Below are 21,896 nucleotides of genomic sequence, written 5' to 3'. Positions count from 1 at the left end.
TCGAGGTGTCCATGATGACCATGAACTGGGCGAGCGCGAGGAACCCCAGGGCCCACCAGCGGCGGGAGTCGGTTCTCATCTCGGTCTCCTATACCTATGGGGGGTATCCGTACGACCGAGAAGTTAGCCCTGCCGAAGCGGGCTGCGCAAGTACCCCCCAGGGGTATTTGTGTGATCCAGCTCCCTTGGGTGCGCGTTCGCTCAGCCGGCGCGGCGCATCGCGGGCTCGGGGATTCCCGGCGGGCGTGGTCGTCGCGTGTTCCGCGCTGCTCAGCCCCCGCAGCGCACCGTCGGCTCGGGGTCGTACCGCACCGTCCGCGTCGTGCGGCTGATTTCCGCTCCGCTCAGGTCGCGGACGATCCGCGTGTCCGTGGTCCGGAACCCCGGCTTGCCGCGGGCAGGCTGGCACGTGCTGCCCGCCGGCTTGGTGACCGTGTGCGGGTCGACGTAGTCGCCGCGCGGGCCGGGCACCGACTCGACCGTGACGTGCCTCGTGCCCCACAACCGGACGGTGATGGACTTCGGCGTCCAGATCGTCTGGATCGCCACCCCGGTCGGGAACTCGTTGGCGAACTTCAGGTCGATGACGCTGCTGCCGTCCGGGTTCTGGAAGACCGTCGCGTCGCGGCCGGCGGGGTAACGGCTGATGTAGTAGCTGTGCTCCTTGTGCTCGACGTCGGTCATCCCGGCGAAGTAGGCGGCGTTGTAGAGGGTGGTGGCGAACTGCGAGATCCCGCCACCCACCTCGCGCTCCGGCACGCCCTCCTCGATCACGCCGGCCTCCACGTACCCCTGCGCGGCCTCCCGCGGACCGGTGTAGCCGTTGAGGCTGAACGTTTCCCCGGGCAGCACGATCGCGCCGGACACCTTCTCGGCGACCACCCGGATGTTCACCCCGGAGTCCGGCGCGAAGTTGCCGGTGGTGAACTCGCCGATCACTTCGGTGATCCCGAGCTGCCCGGCCCGGTCGGTGGTGATCCTCGCCGGCACGGCCACGTACTGGGCATCGGTGGTCCGGTCACCGCCCGGGCGGATCGCCTCCAGCAACCCACCCAGGGTCTGGTCCCAGTCGACCGCGCGACCGTCGACCGACGGCACGACCGCGGGCCGGTCGTTGTCGAACCGCATTCGCGCGTCCTGACCCGGCTTCTCGGTCGGCGCGAGCTGATCGGCCAGAGCACCGAGCTTCGCGCGGTCGAGCCGCGGGAAGAGCGTGCCGTTGTCGCCGGGCTGGAACGTCAGCGCGGCGGCTATCTGCGCGGGCTCCAGAGCGACGTCCCGACTGTCACCGCGAACCGTCGCCGGCGCGGCGACAGCGGGCAGCGCGACCTCGTCGAGCGCCGCGCGCACACCCTCGGGTGTGGTCTTCGGCGGCAGGGGGAGCACCGGAGCCTGCACACGCTCCGCGGTGGCCCAGCCGGTGAGCAGCACCTCCTCGGCCCGTGCGGTGTCGAGTGCCTGCCCCGCCCGCGGATCGATCGGGACGGGGGTGGTCCCGTCGAACCGGATGCCGCCCTCCACCACCGGCCGGTCGACCGCCGCCCGCAGCTCGTCGAGGGTGGTGGTCAGGGCGCCGGGGTCCGCCTCGGCCACGACGGCGATCTCGCGGTCGCGGAACAGCGACACCAGCCGCGTCCACGGGTTCAGCGGCTGGGCACCGGCGGCGGCCACGGTCGCCCCGGTATCCACCCGCACCCCGGCCTCCGCGGGGACGAACGGGATCTGCCTGTCACCGGCGAGCACCTGAACCGGCCGGCCGAGGCGGGGCGTCAGCTCGTCCCGCAGCTTCTGCTCGGCCGCGGTCTCGCTCATGTCGCCGATCGCGACACCCGCCACCGTCGTCCCCCGGGGGACGTCACCGGAGCTCAGTGCCAGGTCGATCACGTACAGGACAGCGAGGACGAACAGGACAGCCGCCGCGGCGATCGTCGCGGGCCTGCGCCACCAGGGTTTCGGCGCGATCTCGCCGACGCGCGGCAGGTACTCGGTGGGCTCGGGCGTCGAAGGAACCACCAGGTTCGAGTTGACCAAAACGCCCGGTTCAAACGCGGCAGACCGGGTGATCGATGACGACGAGCACCGGTCGCCGGCGCTGCGGGCCGGTGTGCACGGGCCGTTGACCGGCTCAACGGAAGCCGTTGGCGCCTCATCGGTAGCCTCAAGATCGTGGTGTTCGATTCCGTTCGGTTCGACCTGCAGCCCTACGCCGGTTTCGACACTGACCGCTTCGTCCGGCGGACGTTCTGCAGCTGGACGCACCTGGGCTGGCGGTCCCTGCTCGTCCAGCGGTTCGAGCACGTCCCGGTCGCCGAGGACCTCGCGCTGCCCGGCGCCGCGGACCTGCACCTCGTGCTCCCGCTGTCCGGGTGGGCGGAGATGGAGAGGAGCGCCGGCGGCAAACCCGTGCGTGTGCCCTGGATTCCGGGGCGGCTCCAGCTCGGCGTTCCGCACCAGCCGTCCCTCTCCCGCTACCGCGGGGACGAGTCGATGCGGAGCGTCCAGGTGCACCTCCCGCGCGACACCGTCGACACGGTCGCGGCGCAACTCGGTGGCACCGTGGATCACGAGGCCATGGCGGCGTCTCTCACCGAGGGGGACCCGCTGCTCGAAGCGGCCGTCCGGGCGATCGGATTTCCCGGCGAAGCGGGCGAGTTGTACGCCGAGTCCGCCGGCGCCTTCCTGACCACACACCTGCTCACCCGGCACGGACGACTGCGCACGGACCGCGCTCCGGCGCGGGAGGACACGCGGGTGCGCGCGGTCGTGGCGTTCATGCGCGAACGGCTCGCCGAGCCGGTCACGTTGACCGATCTCGCGGCCGAGGCGCACCTGTCCGTCTACCACCTCGTCCGGGTGTTCCGGAACGCGACGGGGGAGACCCCGCACCGGTTCCTCACCCGGCTGCGGATCGAGGAAGCGAAACGGCTGCTGCGGAACACCGACCTGGCGCTCGACGGGATCGCCCGGCGGTGCGGTTTCGCCGGCCCCGGCGCGCTGTCCACCGCGTTCCTGCGCCACACCGGCGTGCGTCCCTCGGTCTACCGCAATTCCTGACCGGCACACCGCAATTCCGGGGATGGGCCGGGCACGAGCGCCGGTCCTACGGTTTCCCGCATGGTGCCCGAGCCCTTCGAGATCCACGTCGCCGACCACGACCTGGCCGACCTTCGTACGCGACTGGACCACGTGCGGCTGCCCGAACCCGAGACGGTGCCGGACGCGACGCAGGGGCTCGAGCTGCGGCGGCTCACCGCACTGATCGACGAGTGGCGGCGGCACGACTGGCGCGCGACCGAAGCCCGGTGGAACGCGATCCCGCACTACCGGGTGCATCTCGACCGGCTCGGGATCGCCTTCTGGCACGTCCGTTCGCCGGAGCCGTCCGCGCTGCCGCTGCTGTTGACCCACGGCTGGCCGGGTTCCGTGCTGGAGTTCGAGCAGGTGCTCGGGCCGCTCACCGATCCGGTGGCGCACGGTGGGTCCGCGCGCGACGCCTTCCACGTGGTCGTGCCCGCGTTGCCGGGATTCGGGTTCAGCGACCGGCCGGCTGAGCCGGGGTGGCACCCGGGTCGCACCGCACGGGCGTGGGCGGAGCTGATGACGGTGCTCGGTTACCCGCGGTTCGCGGCGCACGGCGGGGACTGGGGCGCCCACGTGAGTACCGAACTGGCCCGCTGCTTCCCCGAACGCGTCGCCGGGCTGCACCTGACGATGCCGGTGGCCTCGCCCATGCCGGACGACCGCATGGCACCGACCCCGGACGAACAGCGGATGCTGGACCGCCGTGACCGGCACCTGGCCGACGGCTACGGCTTCGGGATGCTGATGGGCACGCGGCCGCAGACGATCGGCTACGCCCTGCTCGACTCACCCGCCGGACTGGCCGCCTGGCTCGGCGAAAAGTTCGCGGCCTACGCCGACGCCGACGGCGTGAGCCTGACGCAGCAGCTCGACACGATCGCGCTGTACTGGCTGACCGGGACCGGCGCGTCCAGTGCCCGGTGGTACTGGGAAGCGCTCAGGTGGGTGCCGCGCAGCGCGGAGGAGGAGAACGCACTGCCGATCACCGTGCCCACCTTCTGTTCGTTGTTCCCCGCCGAACCTTGGCCCACCGCCCGCCGTTGGGCGGAGCGGCGATACCGGGACTTGCGCACGTGGCACGACCTGGACCGCGGTGGCCACTTCCCCGGGCTGGAGCAACCCGCCCTTCTCGTGTCCGAGATCAGGGCCGCGTTCCGCGAGGTGCGCGACCGCACGACAGAATGAGGAAACCGGAGAATGCAGTCCTACGACGTCACCGCCGAGACCCCCGCGCCGCCGTCGGTGGTGTGGTCCCTGCTGCTCGACGCGCGCAGCTGGCCGACCTGGTCCGCGGTCGACGCACTGGAAGCCGGCCAGTCGGAAGGCCTGTCCGCCGATGGCCGGGACGAAGTCGGCGCGGTTCGCGCGTTCCGCACCGGGAAGGTCGTCACCAAGGAGCGGATCACCGAACTGGAACCCGGCCGCCGGTTCGCCTACGAGGGCGTGGAAAACCCGCAGCTGACCGACTACCGGGCCGCGGTCGAACTGCGGGAACTCCCCGGCGGCGGAACGCGCATCCGGTGGCACGGCACGTACCGGGCCCGGCGGGGGATGGGCTGGTTCATGCGGCGGTACCTCCGCCGTTTCATGGGCAGGATGGCGGCGGGGCTCGCCGAGCACGCGGCCACGGTGAGCCGCTAGGCCCCGTCCGGCCGAGACGCGCCGCCGTCGCCGCCGAACGTCGGCTTCTTGTCGTTCCCGGGAACGAAGACCCACCGGTCGTCCATTCGCGACCTCAGGCGGCCGGGGTGTCGAGGTCGGACATGTCCAGGACGAATCGGTAGCGGACGTCGCCGGTGGCGAGCCGGTTCAGGGCGGTTTCGACCTTGCTCGAGGGAAGGACTTCGACGTCGGCGGTGATGCCGTGCTCGGCGCAGAACTCGAGCATCTCGGCGGTCTGCCGCAGCCCACCGGTTCCGGAGGAGGTGAGCTTCTTGCGCCCGGCGCCGAGCTCCCAGAGCCGCGGGCCGGTCAGCAGGGGATTGCCCAGGACGCACAGCGTGCCGTCGAGGCCGAGCATGCCGATCAACGGCGTGAGCTCGTGGTCACCGGAGATGGTGTCGAGGATGAAGTCGAACCGGCCCGTCGCGGCCGAGACCTGGGCGTCGTCGGTGGTCACGAGCAGATCGGACGCCCCGAGGCGCCGGGCGTCGGGCTCCTTGGCCGTGCTGCGGCTGAGAACGGTGACCTCGGCGCCGAGCGCGGCGGCGAGCTTCACGGCGAGGTGCCCGAGCCCGCCGAGACCGGCGACGGCGACGCGGCTCCCGGGGCCGACGCCCGCGGCCCGCATGGGCTCCCAGACGCTGACACCGGCGCACATGAGCGGCGACGCGGCCGCGGGGTCGAGCCCGTCGGGCAGGTGGAACGCGAACTTCTCGCGCAGCACGTACTCGCGGCTGTAGGCGCCTTTCGTCGGGGTGCCGTCGACGCGGTCGGTGCCGCCGTAGGTGGTCGTCGCGCGGTTGTAGCAGTAGTTCTCCTGCCCGGCCAGGCACATGGCGCACTGGCCGCACGAGTCGACGATCGTCCCGATCGCGACCCGCTCACCGACCGCGAACCGGGTGACCGCCTCGCCGACGGCGACCACGACGCCGGTCGCCTCGTGTCCGGGGACGAGGTCCTTCTCGCCGAGCATGCCGTGGATGCGGTGCAGGTCGCTGTGGCAGACGCCGCAGTAGTCGATCCGCACGGCGATGTCGTCCGGCCGCAGGTCGCGCCGCTCGATGGTGACGCGAGTCAGTGCGTTGGTGGCGGGGTCGAGGCTCTGCCACCCGGTCGTGGTCCTCATGAGCGGTCCTTCCAGTAAAACGGAATCTCGATTCACCATAACACGATACGGAAGATGGATTCCGCTTTAGTACACTCGATGGCGATGACCCCACGGACGAACGCCTCGAACACGCGCCGCGCACCGCGCCGGGACGCCTTGCGCAACGACGAGATCGTCATCAACGCGGCGCGCGCGGTCTTCGCCGAGCAGGGACCGCAGGCGAGCATGGAGGCCATCGCGTCTCGTGCCGGCCTCGGCGTCGGCACGATCTACCGGCGGTTCGCGGGCAAGGGCGAACTCCTCGACGCCATCGCGCGGCTTTTCGTCGAGGAGATGGACCAGGCCGCCGCGGCCGCACTCGCGGACCCGGACCCCGCCGCCGCTCTCGAGCGGTTCCTCGAGTTCGTCGGGACCTTCAACGCCGAGAAACGCCGCTACGCCGCCGCACTGACCGAACGCGTCGCCGAGGACGCCGTGAGCGCGCGGACCGTGGACCGGGTCCGGCAGCTCACGCGGAAGGCGGTCGAGGCGGGGGTTCTCGCGCCGGACGTGACCGGCGACGACATCAAGGCGCTCATCGTCGCGCTCCGAGGGGTGGTCGCGGCCTCGCCGGACGGCGACGACGCAGGCTGGCGTCGCTTCCTCCGCATCCACCTCGCCGGGCTGCGCCCCGGCCGCTGACCTGGCCCTGCCCGTGACCGTCCGGGTCCTCGGGCATCCTGGTCGTATGGACAACCCGCCCAGCGATGACGAGGCGCGCCTGTTCGCGGCCCTGCCGGGGGAGTGGACCATCACCAGGAACCTCCCCGGCACCGGCCGGATGACCGGGTCGGCCCGGTTCCGCCCCGCGGGGCCGGATCTGCTGCACTACCGCGAGGACGGGCAGCTCGCCCTGGACGGCGGGCAGGTCCTCGACGTCTACCGCGAGTACCAGTACCGGCTGGAGCCGGGGCAGATCCGCATCTGCTTCGCCGAGCCGGGGCCGCCGCGGACGTTGCACGTGCTCCGCCTCGACCAGGCCGCCGCGTCCGACGTGCACCTCTGCGGCCGGGACACCTACGCCGGCCACTACGAGTTCCCGGACGAAAACCGCTTCACGGTCCGGATGCGGGTCACCGGGCCGGAGAAGGACTACTCGATCGAGACGGTTTACGAGCGCGCCCGCTGAGGAGTCACAGCGCGCGGGCCAGCAGCATCGTGCCCATCACGAGCATCGTCACCGCGACCAGCACGTCCAGCGCGCGCCACGCGCCCGGCCGGGACAGCACCGGGCTGAGCAGCCGCGCGCCGTAGCCGAGGCAGGCGAACCACGCCAAACTCGCGGCCATCGCGCCGAGCCCGAAGATCCAGCGCAGGTCCCCACGGTCCGCGGCGACCGAACCGACCAGCAGCACCGTGTCGAGGTAGACGTGCGGGTTCAGCCAGGTCATCGCCAGGCAGGTGAGCACCGCAGCCCCGATCGAGCCGGCCGCGGCGCCCGTCGTCGTCAACCCGGTGGCCGCCGGGCGCAGCGCGCGCCGCCCGGCGAGGACGCCGTAGCCGATCAGGAAAGCACCGCCGGCCAGGCCGACCACGGTGAGGGCGGCCGGCCACGCGGTCACCACCGCGCCCAGCCCGGCCACCCCGAGCGCGATCAGCACCGCGTCGGACGCGGCGCAGATCGCCACGACGGCGGCCACCGCGTGCCGCCGCACGCCCTGGCGCAGGACGAACGCGTTCTGCGCGCCGATGGCCACGATGAGGGACAGGCCCGTGCCGAACCCGGCCAGACCTGCGGAGAGGACGTTCACGCAACCCACGCTAAGCAGCGGCGGACGCGCAGTACAGCTAAAGATTTTTACGTATCATTAGCGCGCGTGATGACCGAGTTGCCCATCGACCAGGTGCGGACGCTGCTCGCGGTCGTCGACGAGGGCACGTTCGACGCCGCCGCCGCGGCCCTGCACGTCACCCCGTCCGCGGTCAGCCAGCGGATCAAGACCCTGGAGCAGCGCGTCGGCCGGGTGCTGCTGATGCGCACCAAACCGGTGCGGCCGACCGAGTCCGGGCAGGTCGTCGTGCGGTTCGCACGCCAGCTCGCCGCGCTGAACCAGGACGCGCGGCGGGAACTGGGGATCGACGGCCAGCCCGGCCCCGCGCGCCTGTCCATCGCGGTGAACGCCGATTCGCTCGCGACCTGGTTCCTGCCGGCGATCACCCGGGTGCCGCGGGATCCGCCGGTGTGCTTCGAGCTGTACCGCGAGGACGAGACGCGGACCGCCGAGCTGCTGCGCGAGGGGCGGGTGATGGCGGCGGTGACCTCGTCGCCGGACCCGGTCGCCGGCTGCCTCGTGCGCCCGCTGGGGCTCGCCCGTTACCTGCCCGCGGCGAACCCGGACTTCGTGGCCCGCCACCGGTCGGGCCGGCTGCGGCGGTGGCTGCCCGGCGCACCGGTGATCGTCTTCGACCAGGCGGACGAACTGCAGGACCGCTTCGTGCGCGCACTGTCCGGTGTGGACGCCGCGGAGGACCGACACCACGTGCCCACCTCGGAGGGCTTCCGCGACGCCGTGGCGGCCGGCCTGGGCTGGGGCCTGGTCCCGGAGCCGCAGGCCCGGCCGTTGCTGGAGTCCGGCGCCCTCGTCGAACTCGAACCGGGCCTGCACTGGGACGTGCCGTTGTACTGGCAGCAGTGGAAACTGGACGTGCGCGCGCTGGCGCTCGTCGCGGACACGATCACCGCGGCGGCCGCGGAGGCGCTGCACCCGCTACCGTCCTGAGTGGACGATCAGGGGCGCCAGGTCGGGTCGCGGCCGATGAAGGCCATCAGCTGGTCCTGCGGCGAGGCGTCGTCGGCCACGGGCACCGCGGGACCGTACTGCCCGCTGTCCCGCAGGAGCTGCTCGATCGGCCGCATGGCGGCGAGCGCGGCGGCGCACCGGTCCTGGCCGAGGTCGGGTTCGCGGCCGAGCGCCTTGGCTAGGTCCCAGGTGTGCATCCAGACGTCGGCCGTGTAGAATTGGTCGATCGCCTCGTCCACGGGCTTGTCGCCGGTGTGCGGGTTGCTCAGCACGCGCCCGGCCGGGTCGTCGAGGATCGCCTGGATCTCGGCGGCGTGCTGCTTCCAGGCGGCGGCCGGGCCGGCCGCGACGTCCAGGGCGGGGAGTTCGATCCCGGCGCCCCGCAGGAACCCGCGGGACCACTCGACGAGGTGCTTCACGACGTCGAGTGCGGTCCACCCGGCGACCGGGCTGGGCCGGGTCCAGTCGCCGGGGCCCGCGGACTCGACCAGCTCGGTGAAGCGGGCCGCGTCGTGCGCGTGCTGCTGGGCAGGCGTCATCTCAGGCTCCCTTGGCGAGCAGTGCGTCGAGCTTCTCGTAGCCCTCGTTGACCCCGACGTCCATGCCGCTGGACAGGATCCCGTCGCGGGTCTCGAAGTCCTTGACCACGCTGAGCGTCGTCAGCCGCGTGCGCCCGCCCTCGAGCGCTTCGAAGGTCAGCGTTTCCAGCGCGACGCCGTCGGGTTCGCCTTCGTAGGTGAAGGTCCACACGATCCGCTCGTCCGGCCGCACCTCGTGGTAGCTGCCGAAGAACGACGCGATCTCCTCGCCGTCGCGGTCGTTGGCGAAGGCCCACTCGCCGCCGGTGCGGGCGTCCCACTTGGTGACCCTCGTGGTGACCGAGTGCGGCCCGATCCACTGCGCGAAGAGCTCGGGGTCGACGTGCGCGCGGAACACCTGCGCGGGTGGCGCGTCGAACTCGCGGACGATCTCGATCGTCGGGACCTTCTCGGCCGCGACGATGCGGGCTTCCTGCCGGGTGCTGGTCATGATGCGTCCTCCTGGGGCTGGTCCGTCTCGGACATGCGGGACAGCACGGCGTCCAGGCGCCGGTACCGTTCCTCGGCCGTGCGGCGGTAGCGCTCGATCCACTTCGTCATCAGGTCGAACACCTCCGCGTCGAGGTGGACGGGCCGCCGCTGGGCGACCTTGCTGCGTGTCACCAGGCCGGCTTCCTCCAGCACCTTCACGTGCTTGGAGATCGCCTGGAGGCTCATGTCGTACGGCTCGGCCAGCTCGCCGACGGTCGCGTCGGCGGCGGCCAGCCGGGCGACCAGGTCGCGCCGGGTCGGATCCGCGAGGGCCGCGAAGACGCGGTTGAGCTGCTCGGTCGTCTCGTCCACCTTGGTTCCTCAACTACTTGGTTGAGAAAGACAGTAGGCGCCTCGGCGGGACGTTGTCAACCAGGAGGTTGAGAAAGGCGCGCCCAGTGCCGGAGATAGCACCGGGGCTGATCACGTAGTGGCGATACATCGTGGTCGCAGGACGGGAAGTCGCCGCAGCGGACTTCGCCCGGGAATGTGCGGTCTAGCGTTCCAGATTTGCGGCGCGGTTTCGCCACTGGCGCTCGCGCGGGAATTGCGGAACGGTTCCGCGACATCGGCGACTATCGCCCCTGTCACCGGTTACGGATCGGAGCAACGCATTCAAACGGGGTGACGGGCGTCTCGCCGCGGGAGTGCCGCTCCGGGCGCCCCGCGAGCTGATCCTGAACGCCATTCACCCCGTCGCGTAACCTCCCGGGCGCCTCGAATCGGCCTCGATCGGGCCGAGTAGCAGTGGTGTTACCGAGCGGTAGAAACGTGGCCTGAGCTGCAGAAACAACGGTCCGGCAAGATCGAGCCCCACCCCCTCAAACTGTGTGCTCAGTCACCGTTTGGTGATATCTCCGTTGCGCGTTCGTAATCTGGCTGAGGCCTCGCGGGAACCTGGAAATCCCCCGTTCCGCATCCCGTGAAGCCCCCGCCGGCCTGGCCCCCGACAGGGTCGGCGTGGTTGAACGTCAAGCAAGGAGACCTCCCGTTCATGGGAAGCCACAATTCCACTAACCGTGCTCCCCGAAAGGCGGCCCTGTTTTCCCCGGACAGGTACCGCCCGCGGCACGCAGCCAAACCGAAGAACCTCGGCCGGATCAGCACGCGCACGTCCGTTTCGGCGGGCCTGCTCATGATGTCCATGGCCGGCTCCGCCAGCCCGCTCGCCATGGCGAGCACCGGCGGCGAAGCCGTTCCCCCGGCGCCCGTCGCCGGCGCTGCCCCGGTCGCCGACGCAACCCCGGCCCTCCCGGTCCTCGGGCCGCCGTCGACGTGGATCGTCACCACGCCGGCGACGGTCCTGGACATCCCCGCCGCCCCCGAGACCGCCGCCCCCGAGGCGGCCGCGACGGAGACCGGCGCCGCGGAAACCCCCGCCGCGGCGCCGGCTCCCGCCCCGGAGGTCTTCGACACCACCGGCGACGAGCTCGCCGGCTGGATCAACGAGGCCATCCGGGTCATGCGGGCGCAGGGCGTGCCGGTCGACGGCGGTGACGTGCAGGCGATCCGCACGATCATCGACAAGGAGTCGAGCGGCAACCCCCAGGCCGTCAACCGCTGGGACAGCAACTGGCGCGCAGGTCACCCCTCCAAGGGGCTGATGCAGTGCATCGACTCGACCTTCAACGCGCACAAGCTCCCCGGCTACGACGACATCTTCAACCCGGTGCACAACATCATCGCCGGGGTGCGCTACACCATCAGCCGCTACGGCGGTTTCGACGGTCACCCCGGACTGAAGTCGATGCTCAAGGGCAGCGGCTACCGCGGTTACTGACGACGACGGGCGCCCGTCCACTCCGGACGGGCGCCCGTCGTGTCAGCTCGACATGTACGCCCGCCAGCCGCCGTGCGCGGTGATGTCCCTGGTGGGGTCCGCGCACGCGGTGTCGGCCACGAAACCGAGCACAGTGGACCCGTCGTCGAGCGTCAACTGGCCCAGGTGCAGGGGCGGTGCGATCGTCGGCAGCAGTGCGCCGATCGCCGCCTCCGGCAGGTCCCACACCTCCAGCTCGATCCCGTCCGCCGGGCCGTCTCCCGTGTGGAGCAGCCCCGGCCGCGGGAACGGACCGTCCACTGTGTACATGCGGTGGCCGGGTCCGGTGCGGGCCCGGCTGTGCAGCACCCCGCCCAGCCGCACCAGGTCGCCGTTCGCGGGCTGGCCGGACAGGTGTGCGCCCGCGACGGCCAGCAGCGTGCGCGCGGAGGGTGGCGCCACGGTCTCGCCCGTCCATCGCGCGGCCAGGTGCAGCAGTGGGCCGTCCGCGAACGCCGGCGCGAGCAGCTGCACCCCGAACGGCAGCCCGTCGGCCCGCGACCCGGCAGGCACGGCGACCGCGCACAGGTCGAGCAGGTTCGCCATGTTCGTGAACGTGCCCAGCCGCGTGTTGACCCCGACCGGGTCGGCCGCGACCTCAGCCAGCGTCGGGTGCCCCGGCGTGACCGGCAGCAGCAGCGCGTCCGCGCCGGTGAAGGCCCGCTCCGCGAACCGCCGCAACCGGGCCAGCTCGTGCAGGCCCGCGAAGGCGTCCGCGCCCGAGTACCGGTCCGCGCCCCGCACGATGCCCCGCACCGTCGGGTCCACACCCGGCCCGTCGAGCAGGCGCCCGAACGCCGCCAGCCGCTCGGCCACGAACGCCGCCTCGTAGAGCAGCCGCGCGGCCGCCAGGAACGGCGTCACGTCCACCCGCACCACGTGCGCGACCCGCGCCGCGTGCGTGAGGGCGTCCAGCCACGCCGCTTCGTGCTCCGGATCCAGGTCGAGCGGTCCGTCCGGCACCGCGATCACCCGCATCCGGCGCGCGACGCCCGGCGGCAGCAGCGCGGGCGCCGGCCGCGACCACGGATCGACCTCGTCGAACGCCACCAGCGCGTCCAGCACCGGCCGTGCCTCGGCGACCGTCCTGGTCAGCGTGGTGATGCAGTCCAGCGACGGGCACGCGGGCAGCAACCCGCGCGTGGAGACCAGCCCGCGGGTCGGCTTGACCCCGACCAGGCCGTTGAACGCCGCCGGGACCCGGCCGCTGCCCGCGGTGTCCGTGCCCAGGGCGAACGGCACCACCCCGAGCGCGACCGCCACCGCGCTGCCCGAACTGCTCCCGCCGCTGACGTGCGCGGGCGAGAAGACGCTGTGGCACGCGCCGTAGGGGGAGCGGGTGCCGACCAGGCCGGTGGCGAACTGGTCCAGGTTGGTCTTGCCGATCGGCACCGCGCCGCGGTCCAGCAACCGCTGTACGGCGAACGCGTTCGCCGTCGCCGGCGTGTCCCGCGCCGGGCACCCGCCGGTGGTCGGCGCCCCGGCGACGTCGATGTTGTCCTTCACCGCGAACGGAATCCCGGCCAGCGGGCCGTCCGTGGTGGACTGAACCCGGTCCTCGTCCAGCAGCGAGATGAACGCGGGCTGGTCCACCTCCCGCGCCGCCTTCAAGGCAACCAGCGGAGTCAACGATCCCACCTCTCCCGTTCGGCGTCGAACGCCGCCTGCCTGCGTTTGCGGAACAACGCGATCTCCTCGCGGTGCTTCGACTCCAGCTCGTCCACTTCGGACAAGGAAAACTTCGCTGGGCTCGTCTCCAGCCCGGATCGTCCGGCCTTGACGTCGGCCCGCAGATCGGCGAGTTCCTCCGCGGTGACCGGCGTGAACCGCAGACGGTCGAACTGGCGCAGCAACCACGGTGGCTCGGCCGAACCCGGCACGTGCCGCCACACCGGGACCGTCCGCCCCACCAGCTGGTAGCCACCGGGGCCTTCCATCCCGTACACGCACAGGTACGCGCCGCCGATGCCGACGGCGTTCTGCGGCGTCCACGTGCGCGCCGGGTTGTACTTCGTGGTCACCAGCCGGTGCCGCGGATCGATCGGCAACGCCACCGGGGCGCCCAGGTAGACGTCGCCCAGCCCGATCACCAGGTAGGTCGCCTCACGCAGGATCCGGAACACGTCGTCCCGCACCGGCAGGTCGTTGATGCGCCGGATGAACTCGACGTTGTCCGGGCACCACGGCGCGTCCGGCCGCACCGAGCGCGTGTACCGCGCCATCGCCTCGTGCGCGGCCGGGTGATCGAACGCGATCGGCAGCGTCACCTCCCGCACGTCGAGCGTCACCCCGGCCGGATCGGGCACCGCACCGGCCAGCTCGTCGAGCAGCCCGGCCAGCCGCTCCAGCGGCAGACGGTCCGGATCCACCTGGACCAGCAGCGAGCGCACGCCCTCCACGATCTCGGTCACCCCGCCGGTCGCCGACGCGCGCAGCGCCTGGGCGAGCAGGTGCACCCACACCCGCACGTGCAGGTCCAGCACCGCCGGCCCGGCCTCGACGAGCAGGTGGTGGTCGCCGGCTCGGCGCATCACCACCGCCGGATCCGCCCGCTCCCGCAGGAAACCGTGCTCCCGCAACAACTCCGCGCGCGGCGCGGGCAGCACCGGCGCCGGAGCGGGCGTGCCCGCGAACTCGGCCGCGACGGCTGCCCGCGGATCGGCCAGCAGTGCCGCCCGCTCCGCGTTGATCGCCTCCGCTTCCGCCGGTGACACCAGCACCAGCCGCACCGGGTCGCCCGGCCGGGCCTGCGCGAGCTTCCAGCGGTCCGCGCGGATCACGGTGAACGGCACCACGAACCCGCCGAGGCTCGGGCCGTCCGGGCCGACCACGACCGGCGTGTCGCCGGACAGCATGATCCCGCCCACCGGGTAGGCGCTGTCGTGGATGTTCGACGGGTGCAGGCCCGCCTCGCCGCCGTCGCGCCGCGACCACTTCGGCGGGGGACCGGTCAGCCGCACCCCCGTGCGGTCGGCGCGGTGGTCGACCGTCCACGGTGTTTCCAGCAGCTCCCGCGCGCCCTCCTCGGTGAGGTACTCGGGAGCGCCGTGTGGCCCGGCCAGCACCCGGACCGTCCACTCGGACCCGATGCGGGGCAGGATCGGTGCCACGTCCATCGGTGCGCCCAGGTTCTCGGTGCGTCCGACGGTCAGCTCGTCCCCGGCGGCGAGCGCGCGGCCGTCCAGCCCGCCGAAGCCGCCGAGCAGGAACGTGGCGCGGCTGCCGAACACCTCCGGCACCCGGATCCCGCCCGCGACCGCGAGATAGGCGCGCATACCGGGGCCGTCGCACGGGCCGACGTCGAGCACCGACCCCGCCGCCACCGGCGTGACGATCCCCGGGCGCAGCGGACGGCCGTCCACCGTGGCCCGGTGCGCCGCACCGGTCAGGCACACCATGGTGCGCCGGTCGAAGCCCAGCACCGGCCCGGTGACCACCGCCTCCAGGCCGGCCGCGTCCGGCGGGTTGCCCACCGCGGCGTTGGCCAGCGCGAAGGACAGGTCGTCCCACGCGCCCGACGGCGGCACCCCGACGTCCCACATGCCGCCCCGGCCCGTCAGGTCCTGCACCGTCGTCTGCGTGCCTGGCGTCAGTACCTCCACGGTCACCACCAGCCCAGCAGCCGCACCGGCGTCGGGTTCCAGCCGTTGCACGGGTTGTTCAGCTGCGGGCAGTTGCTGATCAGCACGTACAGGTCGCGCTCGGCGCGTACCTCGACGTACTTGCCCGGCGCGGACAGGCCGTCCTCGAACGTCAGCCCGCCCTCGGCGGTCAGCGGCACGTTCATGAAGAAGTTGATGTTGTGCCCGAGCTGCCGCGCGCCGATGCCCACCTGCGCCCCGTAGCGCAGGAACGTCTCCCGGCAGGCGTGCTGATGACGGGTGTGCTCGCCGTACCGGACCACATTGGACTCCTGTGCGCACGCCCCGCCCAGGGTGTCGTGGCGGCCGCAGGTGTCGGCGGTGATCGTGGCCAGCACGTCCAGGTTCACCGACAGCAGGCGCGACCCGGTGGTGAGGTAGGCGCTGCCCTGCTCCCGCACGGTGTCCATCGCGCTGTAGCGGTTGTCGATGTCGGCGGCGTCGTAGAACAGGGTGTCCACGGCCTGGTTGCCGTGCAGGTCGACGATCCGGAACGTGCCGCCGGCCGGGATGGTGCCGAGGAAACCGTCACCGTCGGCGACGGTCGTGTCGAGGGCGGCTTCGGTGATCGTGCCGGTCATGCCAGCACCTCCCGGGCGGCTCGCAGGGCGCGGGTGCTCTCGTCGCGGAACGTCCACGACGGATCGTCCTCGCCGGGGTCGGGAGCGGGCCGGACCTCGGCCAGCACGCCGCCGGGGTTCCACTGTGGATCGAGCGGGTGCGGCGACGTGGACAGGACGACCAGCACGTCCATCTCCGCCCGTAGGGCCACCCAGTCGCCCGCCGACGCGTGTCCGGGCGCGAAGGTCAGCACGCCCTCGCCGGAGATCGCGACCTTGCTGAAGAAGTTGACACACGCGTGCAGGTCCGCCGGCCCGCGGCCGTGCTTGCGCAGCTCGCTCAGGAAACCGTCGCGGGCGGACCGGCGCCACGCGTTGCGATCGGCCGAATAGGACGAGGGACCGTACTGCGCGACGTCGACGGAGTGGCCACTCAGCGCGTCGTGCCAGTCCAGGGACGACCCGGTGACCGAGCACAACGCGGTGCCTCGATCGGACATCAGCACCATCGGCGCGTGGATCCGGGCGCTCATCTGCGCTTTCAACGTGTCCGGGACGTTGAGCCGGTCGACCGGGTGGTGCGCGGCGAACAGCAGCGTCGAGCAGTTCGCGCCGTCGCCGGTGGCGGTCAGCTTCAGCTCCCGGCCACCGCGGACCAGGACCGACCAGGCGGCGCCGCCGGGGATCTCGTGGGACAGCAGGACCTCGCTCACGCGGCACCCTCCAGAACCGGCGCCAGCGCGGGGCGGCGCGCCTGCACTGCGTACGCTAGTGCGCCGACGAGCAGCGTGCCGGCGAGGAACAGAGGAGCGAACCACTGCAGGTACGGGTGCCCGCCCTCGGGATCGAACACCTCGGCTCGCGGCCAGCCCAGGTTCACCGCCATCGCCGCGCCCCACACCACCGCGAGCACGTTGACGACCACACCCCAGCGGCCGAGCCCGAAGTAGCCCGGCGCGGCAGGCAGCTCACCCCGCAGGCGGCGGATCAGCAGCGGCAGCGTCACCATCAGGTAGGCCAAGTACAGCAGCATGATGCAGACGCTCGCGACGGTCGTGAACAGCGCGGGGTTGCCGATGTTGATCAGCAGCACCGCCGCCGCGACGACCGCGACCACGACCGAGGCGCGGACCGGGGTGCCGGTGCGCGGGTTGACCTTCGCCAGGCCGCCGGCGAAGGGCAGGACGCGGTCGCGGGCCATCGAGAACACCATCCGGGTGGCGGCGGTCTGGATCGCCAGCGTGCACACCGTCACCGCGATCGCGACGTCCACCAGGAAAACCCGGCCGAGCGTATCGCCGAGGCGGCTCATCAGCACCCCGGGCAGGCCCAGTGCCGGGTCGCCGAGGCTGCCGTCGGTGACGCTGCCCGCGGCCATCAGGGTGGCCAGCAGCATGAGCGCGCCGCCGAGACCGGAGATCAGCACCGCGCGCAGGATGGTGCGCGGCGTGGTGCGGCGCGGGTTGTGCGTCTCCTCGGACAGCTCGCCCGCGCTGTCGAAGCCGACCAGCACGTAGGCGGCCATCAACCCGGACACCGCGAACGCCCACAGGTAGCTGTGGCCCTCGACGCCCTGCGTCTGCAGCACCACGCCGGGGCCGCGCTCGGCGCGGGAGAACAACGCGACGCACAACAGCGCGACGCCGACGAGTTCGCAGGTGACGCCGACGCTGTTGACGACCGACATCAGGCGCACGCCGATCGCGTTGATCGCCGTGGTGACGGCCAGCAGCAGCACACCCAGCAGGACGGCGTTGGCCGCGCCGGTGGGGGAGGTCAGCGCGGAATCGCCGGGGATCAGCTGGAAACCGGACCAGACCGGCGGCAGCACGACCTGCAGGGCGATCGCGGCGCCGGCGAGGGTGACCGTCTGGGCGACGATCATCAGCCAGCCCGCCGTCCAGCCCCACAGCCGCCCTCCGAGACGGCTCGACCACTGGTAGATGACGCCCGAGATCGGGTAACGGGCCGCCAGCTCGGCGAAACACAGCGCGACGAGCAGTTGTCCGGCCAGCACGATCGGCCAGGTCCAGAAGAACGCCGGGCCTGCGAAGGAGAAGCCGAAGAAGAACAGCTGGAAGACGGTCGTGAGGATGGAGACGAAGGAGAACCCCGCGGCGAACGACCCGTAGGACCCGATCTTGCGTTTGAGCTGCTGGCCGTAGCCGAAGCCGGAGAGGTCCCCGGCGTCGGCGTCTGGCGTGGTCTGGGGATGCGTGACGGACATACCCACCTCCGGATCATCCCCGGACCACGCACGCAGCCCGGGGCCGTGATGGCCTCCCGGGCTTTTCTCCCGCCGTGGAACGGTTCCGCATCCGGCGCGGACCGCCTGCGTCTCTCGGACCAGACCCACCCGGCGGTGGCGGAACCCTAGACGCGCCCCGCAACTGGTGCGGGTCGTGGAACAGTGCACCCGGCAGCGGTGTCACGGCCGCTTCGCGGGCGTTAACGTGGTGTATCGGTGATCGTCTCGGGCGGACGGATCAGGTCATGCGGGGCTAACTTCGCGCGGTCGGGCTATGCCGAGTATCCGCCGTCGATCCGCAGCACCGTGCCGGTGACGTAGGAGGCCTGCGGGCTGGCGAGGAAGACGACGCCCGCGGCGATCTCCTCCGGCCTGCCGTACCGGCCCATCGCCGCGGTGGGGAGAAACGTGGACGCGGCCGGGCCGTCGGCGGGGTTTCCGTCGGTGTCGACGAACCCGGGCTGGACGACGTTGACCGTGATGCCCCGCTGCGCCAGATCGCGGGCCGCGCCCCGGCTGAAACCCTCGAGGGCCGACTTCGTGCCCGTGTAGTACGCCATCCCCTGGAAACCCGCCCGGGTGGCCACACCTGAGCTGATGCTGACGATCCGCCCGCCATCGGGCAGCAACGGCACCGCCGCCTGGACCGCGGCCACCACGCTGGTGTAGTTGACGGCGAGCTGCCGCTCGATGGCGGCCTGGTCGACGGGCTCGCTGCCGACGAGGCCGCCACCGCTCACGGCCGCGTTGTTGACCAGGATGTCCAGCTTCCCGAACTGCTCGGCCACGTGGTGGATCAAGCCCGCCGCCTGCGCCGCGTCCGCCTGGTCGGCCTGGAAAGCCGCCGCCCGCACCCCCTTCGCCTCCAGGTCGGCGACCACAGCCTTGGCCTGATCCGCCGAGGCCGAGTAGCTGATCGCGACGTCGGCGCCCTCGTCGGCCAGCGCCAGCGCCGAGGCCGCCCCGATGCCCCGCGACCCGCCGGTCACGATCGCCACCTTGCCGTCCAGCTTTCCCATGTCTTTCCTGCTTCCTCGCGTGCAACGTGCCAAGGAGTTCTTGACCGCGCGGTCCACCATAAGCATGCTGGACCGCGCGGTCAAGAACTCGATATCCTGTCCGCATGGCACGTCCGCGATCGTTCGACGAGAAGCAGGTGCTGAACGCCGTCCGTGATCAGTTCTGGGACGCCGGTTACGCGGCGACCTCGCTGGAAGACCTGATGCGGGTCAGCGGCCTCGGCAAGGGCAGCCTGTATGCGGCGTTCGGCGACAAGCGCCAGCTCTTCCTCCGGGCGCTGCGCGCCTACACCGACGACAACCACCGCCGTCTCCGGGAAGCCCTCGCCGAGGCGCCACGGGCCCTGGACGCACTGCGCATGCTCCTCGAAGCACCGGTCGACGACTCCGGCGTGCGGCGTGGCTGCCTGTTGGCCAACAGCACCAGCGAACTCGGTAACGCCGATCCGGAAGTCCTCGACCATGCCCACCGCGCCTACGAGACGACCACCGCGCTGATCGGCGACTGCGTCGCCCGAGCCCAACGCGAGGGCGACCTGCCGGCCGGAACGGAACCGATCGAACTCGCGCGGGCTCTCCTGGCCGCGCAACAAGGGCTCGTGTTCATGAGCCGGACCGGGCTGGACACGGCCACGCTCAGCGCCACGGCACGATCACTGGCGGCTCGGCTCCTGCCGGACCACTCCGGCGCCTGAACCGCCCGTTCGCACTAGAGACGGACGAAGGGTGTTCAAGATCCGTTTGTGACGACAGACCTGAACACGACCGCTTGGCGGGCCGGCGTCGGCTGGCCGGCCACCGAGGCTGACCGACGCCGAGGTGGTCACCCTGGCCGTGGCTCAGGCGTTGCTGGGGTTCACCTCCGAGGCCCGATGGTTGTGGTTCCTGCCCGCCCGGATGCCCGGCGTTCCGGTACTTGCCCGGCCAGTTCGGCTACAACCGTCGCCTGTGTGCCGCATTGCCGCTGGTTCTGGGGCCTGCGCCTGCACCTGGTCTGCACCCCCGGCCGGACTCCCGGTCGTCTGGGCTCTGGCCGACCCGAAGATCGACGAGCGGCAGGTACTCATGGCGATCTGCGACCACGAACCCCACCTGCTCACCGAGGGCCCCGGACTGCTGATCATCGCCGACAAGGGCTACGTCTCCCGCGAACTCGACCACTACCTCACCGAGCGCGGCGTCCGGCTGATCCGCCAGCTCATCGAATCGGTCAACGACACCCTCAAAAGCCAACCCACCACCCGATCCCTGACCGCCTACGACCAGTAACAGAGTTACGCATCACCCTTGCCAATCTGGATGCACCTGCCGGTTGCCGGGCCCGGCGCAGCGCTCACTCCGTCGGCGTGCCGATCCGCAGCCGGTTGCCGTCGGGGTCGCGCAGCTCGATCTCCCGCGCCCACGGAGCCTCCTCCACCGGCACGCCGAACGCGGCGGCGATGGCGTCCACATCCCGCAATCGCAGGTAGACCAACGTGTCCGGGCGCGCGTCGCCCGTGTGTTCCGACAGGAACAACCGCACGCGACCCCTGGCAACCTCGACAAAAGCGGGCAGCTCCGGTTCGAAGCGGTGCTCCCACTGCTTGGTGAACCCCAGCCGCTCGTACCAGGCGACCGCCGCCGCGGCGTCCGCCACCCGCAGGATGGGGATGACTTCCTCGTCCACGCGGCCATCGTCGCAGACCCGGCGCGCGGTCAGCCCCCGTACGGCTTGGTGATGATCTCCAGCCGGTGCCCGTTCGGGTCGTTCCAGTACACGCCGCGGCCGCCGTCGTGGTGGTTGATGCGGCCCGGCTCCCGGCCGAACGGGTCCGCCCAGTACTCCAGCCCGCGCGAGGTGATCCGCTCGAAGATGCTGTCGAACTCCGCGTCGCTCACCAGGAAGGCGTAGTGCTGGGGGTGCACCGGCCCGTCGGTGCCGACCACGTCCAGTGACACCTCGTTCGAGGTCTGCACCACCAGGAACGGGCCGTACGGCACCGGATCCGGCAGCCCGAGGATCTCCGTCAGGAACTTCGCCGTCGCCTCCCGGTCGCGGGCCTCGACGATCGTGTGGTTGAGCTGGACGGCCATGGCCTGCTCCCTTCCCCGCAGAAACTTCTGCCTCCCACTGTAGGCCGCCGATAGGCTCGGGAGATGACCGTCGAACACAGCGCCGTGCTCGCTCTGCACTGGCAGGTCAACGTCATCAAACCGGAGGGCTTCTTCGGCGGCATGCTCGCCGCGCCCGTCGAGCGCAGCGGGGTCGTCGGCCGCGCGGTCCGGTTCCACGAGTGGGCCGCCGGCGCCGGCATCCCCATCTACTTCACCCGCTTCACGATCCCCGAGGACGAGGGCAGGCTCGTGCGCAACACCGCGTTCATGACCGCCGTCGGCCAGGCGCAGGAGCAGTTCCGGCCCGGCGCGGCGGGCACCCAGCTCATCCCCGAAATGACCCACCTCGCCAAGCCCGACCACGTCGCCGACAACCAGAAGCTCTCCGGGCTCGCCGGCAACGACCTCGCCGCCCGCCTCGGCGACGCCGGCATCACCACCCTGTACGTCACCGGGGTGGCCACCAACCTGACCGTCGAGCAGACCGCGCGCCACGCCACCGACCTCGGGTTCGTCGTCCACCCGGTGAGCGACTGCGTGGCCGCCGCCGACGAAACCGTGCACCTGGCCTCGCTGGCCAACCTCGACCTCGCCACCGCGGGTTGCCGCACCGCCGCCGAGATCACCGCCGGGTAGCGCTGTCACATCCGCCGCCGCCGTCTCGTCCGGGAAACGATCACTGATTTCCCGGGGAGGGACCCATGGTCGAGGTGACGATCATCGGCGGCGGGATCGGCGGGCTCACGGCCGCCATCGCTGCGGCGGAAGGCGGCGCGCGCGTCGTGCTGCACGAAGCGCACCGCGAACTCGGCGG

General features: G+C 71.7%; 25 protein-coding genes and 1 riboswitch. Of the genes, 11 read left to right on the top strand and 14 right to left on the bottom strand.

From position 1 onward, the window contains the following. Positions 1-270: 270 nt before the first annotated feature. Positions 271-2,013 (bottom strand): VanW family protein, encoded by a 1,743-nt coding sequence (locus ABZ193_RS38240; RefSeq protein ID WP_354713542.1) that lies wholly within the window; start codon positions 2,011-2,013, stop codon positions 271-273. A 153-nt stretch (positions 2,014-2,166) separates the two neighbouring features. Here ABZ193_RS38240 and ABZ193_RS38235 point away from each other — a divergent pair, with 153 nt between their 5' ends. From ABZ193_RS38235 to ABZ193_RS38225, 3 genes are read left to right on the top strand one after another with little or no spacing between them, the layout of a single operon-like run. Further along, positions 2,167-3,054, top strand: a complete 888-nt coding sequence (locus tag ABZ193_RS38235) for an AraC family transcriptional regulator (RefSeq protein WP_237335334.1) — start codon at positions 2,167-2,169, stop codon at positions 3,052-3,054. 60 nt (positions 3,055-3,114) lie between these two features. Beyond that, positions 3,115-4,266, top strand: coding sequence for an epoxide hydrolase (locus ABZ193_RS38230; RefSeq protein ID WP_237335333.1), 1,152 nt, complete (start codon positions 3,115-3,117; stop codon positions 4,264-4,266). Positions 4,267-4,278: 12 nt separating this feature from the next. After that, entirely contained in the window at positions 4,279-4,722 is a 444-nt protein-coding gene (locus ABZ193_RS38225; protein ID WP_237335332.1) for an SRPBCC family protein, read from the top strand. Between the two features lie 94 nt (positions 4,723-4,816). Here the strand turns inward: ABZ193_RS38225 and ABZ193_RS38220 are convergent, their stop codons facing one another. Beyond that, positions 4,817-5,869, bottom strand: coding sequence for an NAD(P)-dependent alcohol dehydrogenase (locus ABZ193_RS38220; protein ID WP_237335331.1), 1,053 nt, complete (start codon positions 5,867-5,869; stop codon positions 4,817-4,819). Positions 5,870-5,953: 84 nt separating this feature from the next. On the opposite strand from ABZ193_RS38220, the gene ABZ193_RS38215 reads away from it, so the two are divergent. Together ABZ193_RS38215 and ABZ193_RS38210 are read left to right on the top strand one after the other, a co-directional pair. Continuing rightward, entirely contained in the window at positions 5,954-6,532 is a 579-nt protein-coding gene (locus ABZ193_RS38215; RefSeq protein ID WP_237335330.1) for a TetR/AcrR family transcriptional regulator, read from the top strand. A gap of 46 nt (positions 6,533-6,578) precedes the next feature. Next, a complete protein-coding gene (locus tag ABZ193_RS38210) occupies positions 6,579-7,019 on the top strand; it encodes a DUF6314 family protein (RefSeq protein WP_354713538.1) in 441 nt (146 codons plus the stop codon). Positions 7,020-7,023: 4 nt separating this feature from the next. Here ABZ193_RS38210 and ABZ193_RS38205 read toward each other — a convergent pair whose 3' ends face one another. Beyond that, positions 7,024-7,641: a LysE family transporter gene (locus ABZ193_RS38205; RefSeq protein WP_237335328.1), complete on the bottom strand. Its 618-nt coding sequence runs from the start codon at positions 7,639-7,641 to the stop codon at positions 7,024-7,026. A gap of 69 nt (positions 7,642-7,710) precedes the next feature. Here ABZ193_RS38205 and ABZ193_RS38200 point away from each other — a divergent pair, with 69 nt between their 5' ends. After that, a complete protein-coding gene (locus ABZ193_RS38200; protein WP_020416035.1) occupies positions 7,711-8,610 on the top strand; it encodes a LysR family transcriptional regulator ArgP in 900 nt (299 codons plus the stop codon). Positions 8,611-8,618: 8 nt separating this feature from the next. On the opposite strand, the gene ABZ193_RS38195 is transcribed toward ABZ193_RS38200, so the two are convergent. Genes ABZ193_RS38195 through ABZ193_RS38185 form a run of 3 tightly spaced genes read right to left on the bottom strand, consistent with a single transcriptional unit; the run spans position 8,619 to position 10,013 of the window. Then, on the bottom strand, positions 8,619-9,170 hold the full coding sequence (locus ABZ193_RS38195; protein ID WP_237335327.1) for a maleylpyruvate isomerase family mycothiol-dependent enzyme: 552 nt from the start codon (positions 9,168-9,170) through the stop codon (positions 8,619-8,621). Position 9,171: 1 nt separating this feature from the next. Beyond that, complete coding sequence (locus tag ABZ193_RS38190; protein ID WP_020416033.1) at positions 9,172-9,660, bottom strand: SRPBCC family protein; 489 nt, start codon at positions 9,658-9,660, stop codon at positions 9,172-9,174. Next, positions 9,657-10,013, bottom strand: a complete 357-nt coding sequence (locus ABZ193_RS38185; protein ID WP_237335326.1) for a metalloregulator ArsR/SmtB family transcription factor — start codon at positions 10,011-10,013, stop codon at positions 9,657-9,659. The genes ABZ193_RS38190 and ABZ193_RS38185 overlap by 4 nt, the downstream gene beginning before the upstream one ends. 832 nt (positions 10,014-10,845) lie before the next feature. Here ABZ193_RS38185 and ABZ193_RS38180 point away from each other — a divergent pair. Next, positions 10,846-11,481: a transglycosylase SLT domain-containing protein gene (locus ABZ193_RS38180; RefSeq protein ID WP_354713535.1), complete on the top strand. Its 636-nt coding sequence runs from the start codon at positions 10,846-10,848 to the stop codon at positions 11,479-11,481. A gap of 42 nt (positions 11,482-11,523) precedes the next feature. Here ABZ193_RS38180 and atzF read toward each other — a convergent pair whose 3' ends face one another. The 6 genes from atzF to ABZ193_RS38150 all read right to left on the bottom strand — a co-directional run bounded on the left by atzF (position 11,524) and on the right by ABZ193_RS38150 (position 18,988). Next, positions 11,524-13,149 carry an allophanate hydrolase gene (gene atzF / locus ABZ193_RS38175; RefSeq protein WP_354713533.1) on the bottom strand — a complete coding sequence of 542 codons (1,626 nt, stop codon included), beginning with the start codon at positions 13,147-13,149 and terminating at the stop codon, positions 11,524-11,526. Continuing rightward, the gene (locus ABZ193_RS38170) at positions 13,146-15,122 is read right to left on the bottom strand and encodes a 5-oxoprolinase/urea amidolyase family protein (RefSeq protein ID WP_354713531.1); all 1,977 of its coding nucleotides are present in this window, start codon (positions 15,120-15,122) and stop codon (positions 13,146-13,148) included. The genes atzF and ABZ193_RS38170 overlap by 4 nt, the downstream gene beginning before the upstream one ends. A gap of 2 nt (positions 15,123-15,124) precedes the next feature. Next, a complete protein-coding gene (locus ABZ193_RS38165; protein WP_354713529.1) occupies positions 15,125-15,742 on the bottom strand; it encodes an urea amidolyase associated protein UAAP2 in 618 nt (205 codons plus the stop codon). After that, a complete protein-coding gene (locus tag ABZ193_RS38160) occupies positions 15,739-16,434 on the bottom strand; it encodes an urea amidolyase associated protein UAAP1 (protein ID WP_354713527.1) in 696 nt (231 codons plus the stop codon). The genes ABZ193_RS38165 and ABZ193_RS38160 overlap by 4 nt, the downstream gene beginning before the upstream one ends. Further along, positions 16,431-17,948, bottom strand: coding sequence for an amino acid permease (locus ABZ193_RS38155; protein ID WP_354713525.1), 1,518 nt, complete (start codon positions 17,946-17,948; stop codon positions 16,431-16,433). The genes ABZ193_RS38160 and ABZ193_RS38155 overlap by 4 nt, the downstream gene beginning before the upstream one ends. 51 nt (positions 17,949-17,999) lie before the next feature. Then, a riboswitch (guanidine-I (ykkC/yxkD leader) is annotated at positions 18,000-18,109 on the bottom strand. A 132-nt stretch (positions 18,110-18,241) separates the two neighbouring features. Then, on the bottom strand, positions 18,242-18,988 hold the full coding sequence (locus ABZ193_RS38150) for an SDR family oxidoreductase (protein ID WP_354713523.1): 747 nt from the start codon (positions 18,986-18,988) through the stop codon (positions 18,242-18,244). Positions 18,989-19,092: 104 nt separating this feature from the next. Here ABZ193_RS38150 and ABZ193_RS38145 point away from each other — a divergent pair, with 104 nt between their 5' ends. After that, positions 19,093-19,683, top strand: coding sequence for a TetR/AcrR family transcriptional regulator (locus tag ABZ193_RS38145; RefSeq protein ID WP_354713521.1), 591 nt, complete (start codon positions 19,093-19,095; stop codon positions 19,681-19,683). A gap of 124 nt (positions 19,684-19,807) precedes the next feature. Next, the gene (locus tag ABZ193_RS38140; RefSeq protein ID WP_354713519.1) at positions 19,808-20,257 is read left to right on the top strand and encodes a hypothetical protein; all 450 of its coding nucleotides are present in this window, start codon (positions 19,808-19,810) and stop codon (positions 20,255-20,257) included. 64 nt (positions 20,258-20,321) lie between these two features. On the opposite strand, the gene ABZ193_RS38135 is transcribed toward ABZ193_RS38140, so the two are convergent. Together ABZ193_RS38135 and ABZ193_RS38130 are read right to left on the bottom strand one after the other, a co-directional pair. Next, positions 20,322-20,654, bottom strand: a complete 333-nt coding sequence (locus tag ABZ193_RS38135; protein WP_020416022.1) for a glyoxalase superfamily protein — start codon at positions 20,652-20,654, stop codon at positions 20,322-20,324. A 29-nt stretch (positions 20,655-20,683) separates the two neighbouring features. Then, positions 20,684-21,061: a VOC family protein gene (locus ABZ193_RS38130; protein WP_020416021.1), complete on the bottom strand. Its 378-nt coding sequence runs from the start codon at positions 21,059-21,061 to the stop codon at positions 20,684-20,686. Between the two features lie 63 nt (positions 21,062-21,124). Here ABZ193_RS38130 and ABZ193_RS38125 point away from each other — a divergent pair, with 63 nt between their 5' ends. Together ABZ193_RS38125 and ABZ193_RS38120 are read left to right on the top strand one after the other, a co-directional pair. After that, positions 21,125-21,718 carry a cysteine hydrolase gene (locus tag ABZ193_RS38125; protein ID WP_020416020.1) on the top strand — a complete coding sequence of 198 codons (594 nt, stop codon included), beginning with the start codon at positions 21,125-21,127 and terminating at the stop codon, positions 21,716-21,718. A 65-nt stretch (positions 21,719-21,783) separates the two neighbouring features. Continuing rightward, the coding region (locus tag ABZ193_RS38120) for an FAD-dependent oxidoreductase (RefSeq protein WP_354713544.1) at positions 21,784-21,896 on the top strand (113 nt) is incomplete at its 3' end.

Origin of the sequence: Amycolatopsis sp. NPDC006125 (genome assembly GCF_040614195.1) — a bacterium.
GTDB lineage: Bacteria > Actinomycetota > Actinomycetes > Mycobacteriales > Pseudonocardiaceae > Amycolatopsis_E > Amycolatopsis_E tucumanensis.
Note: the sequence above shows the minus strand (reverse complement) of the source record. Positions and strands in the feature narration are given on the sequence as shown.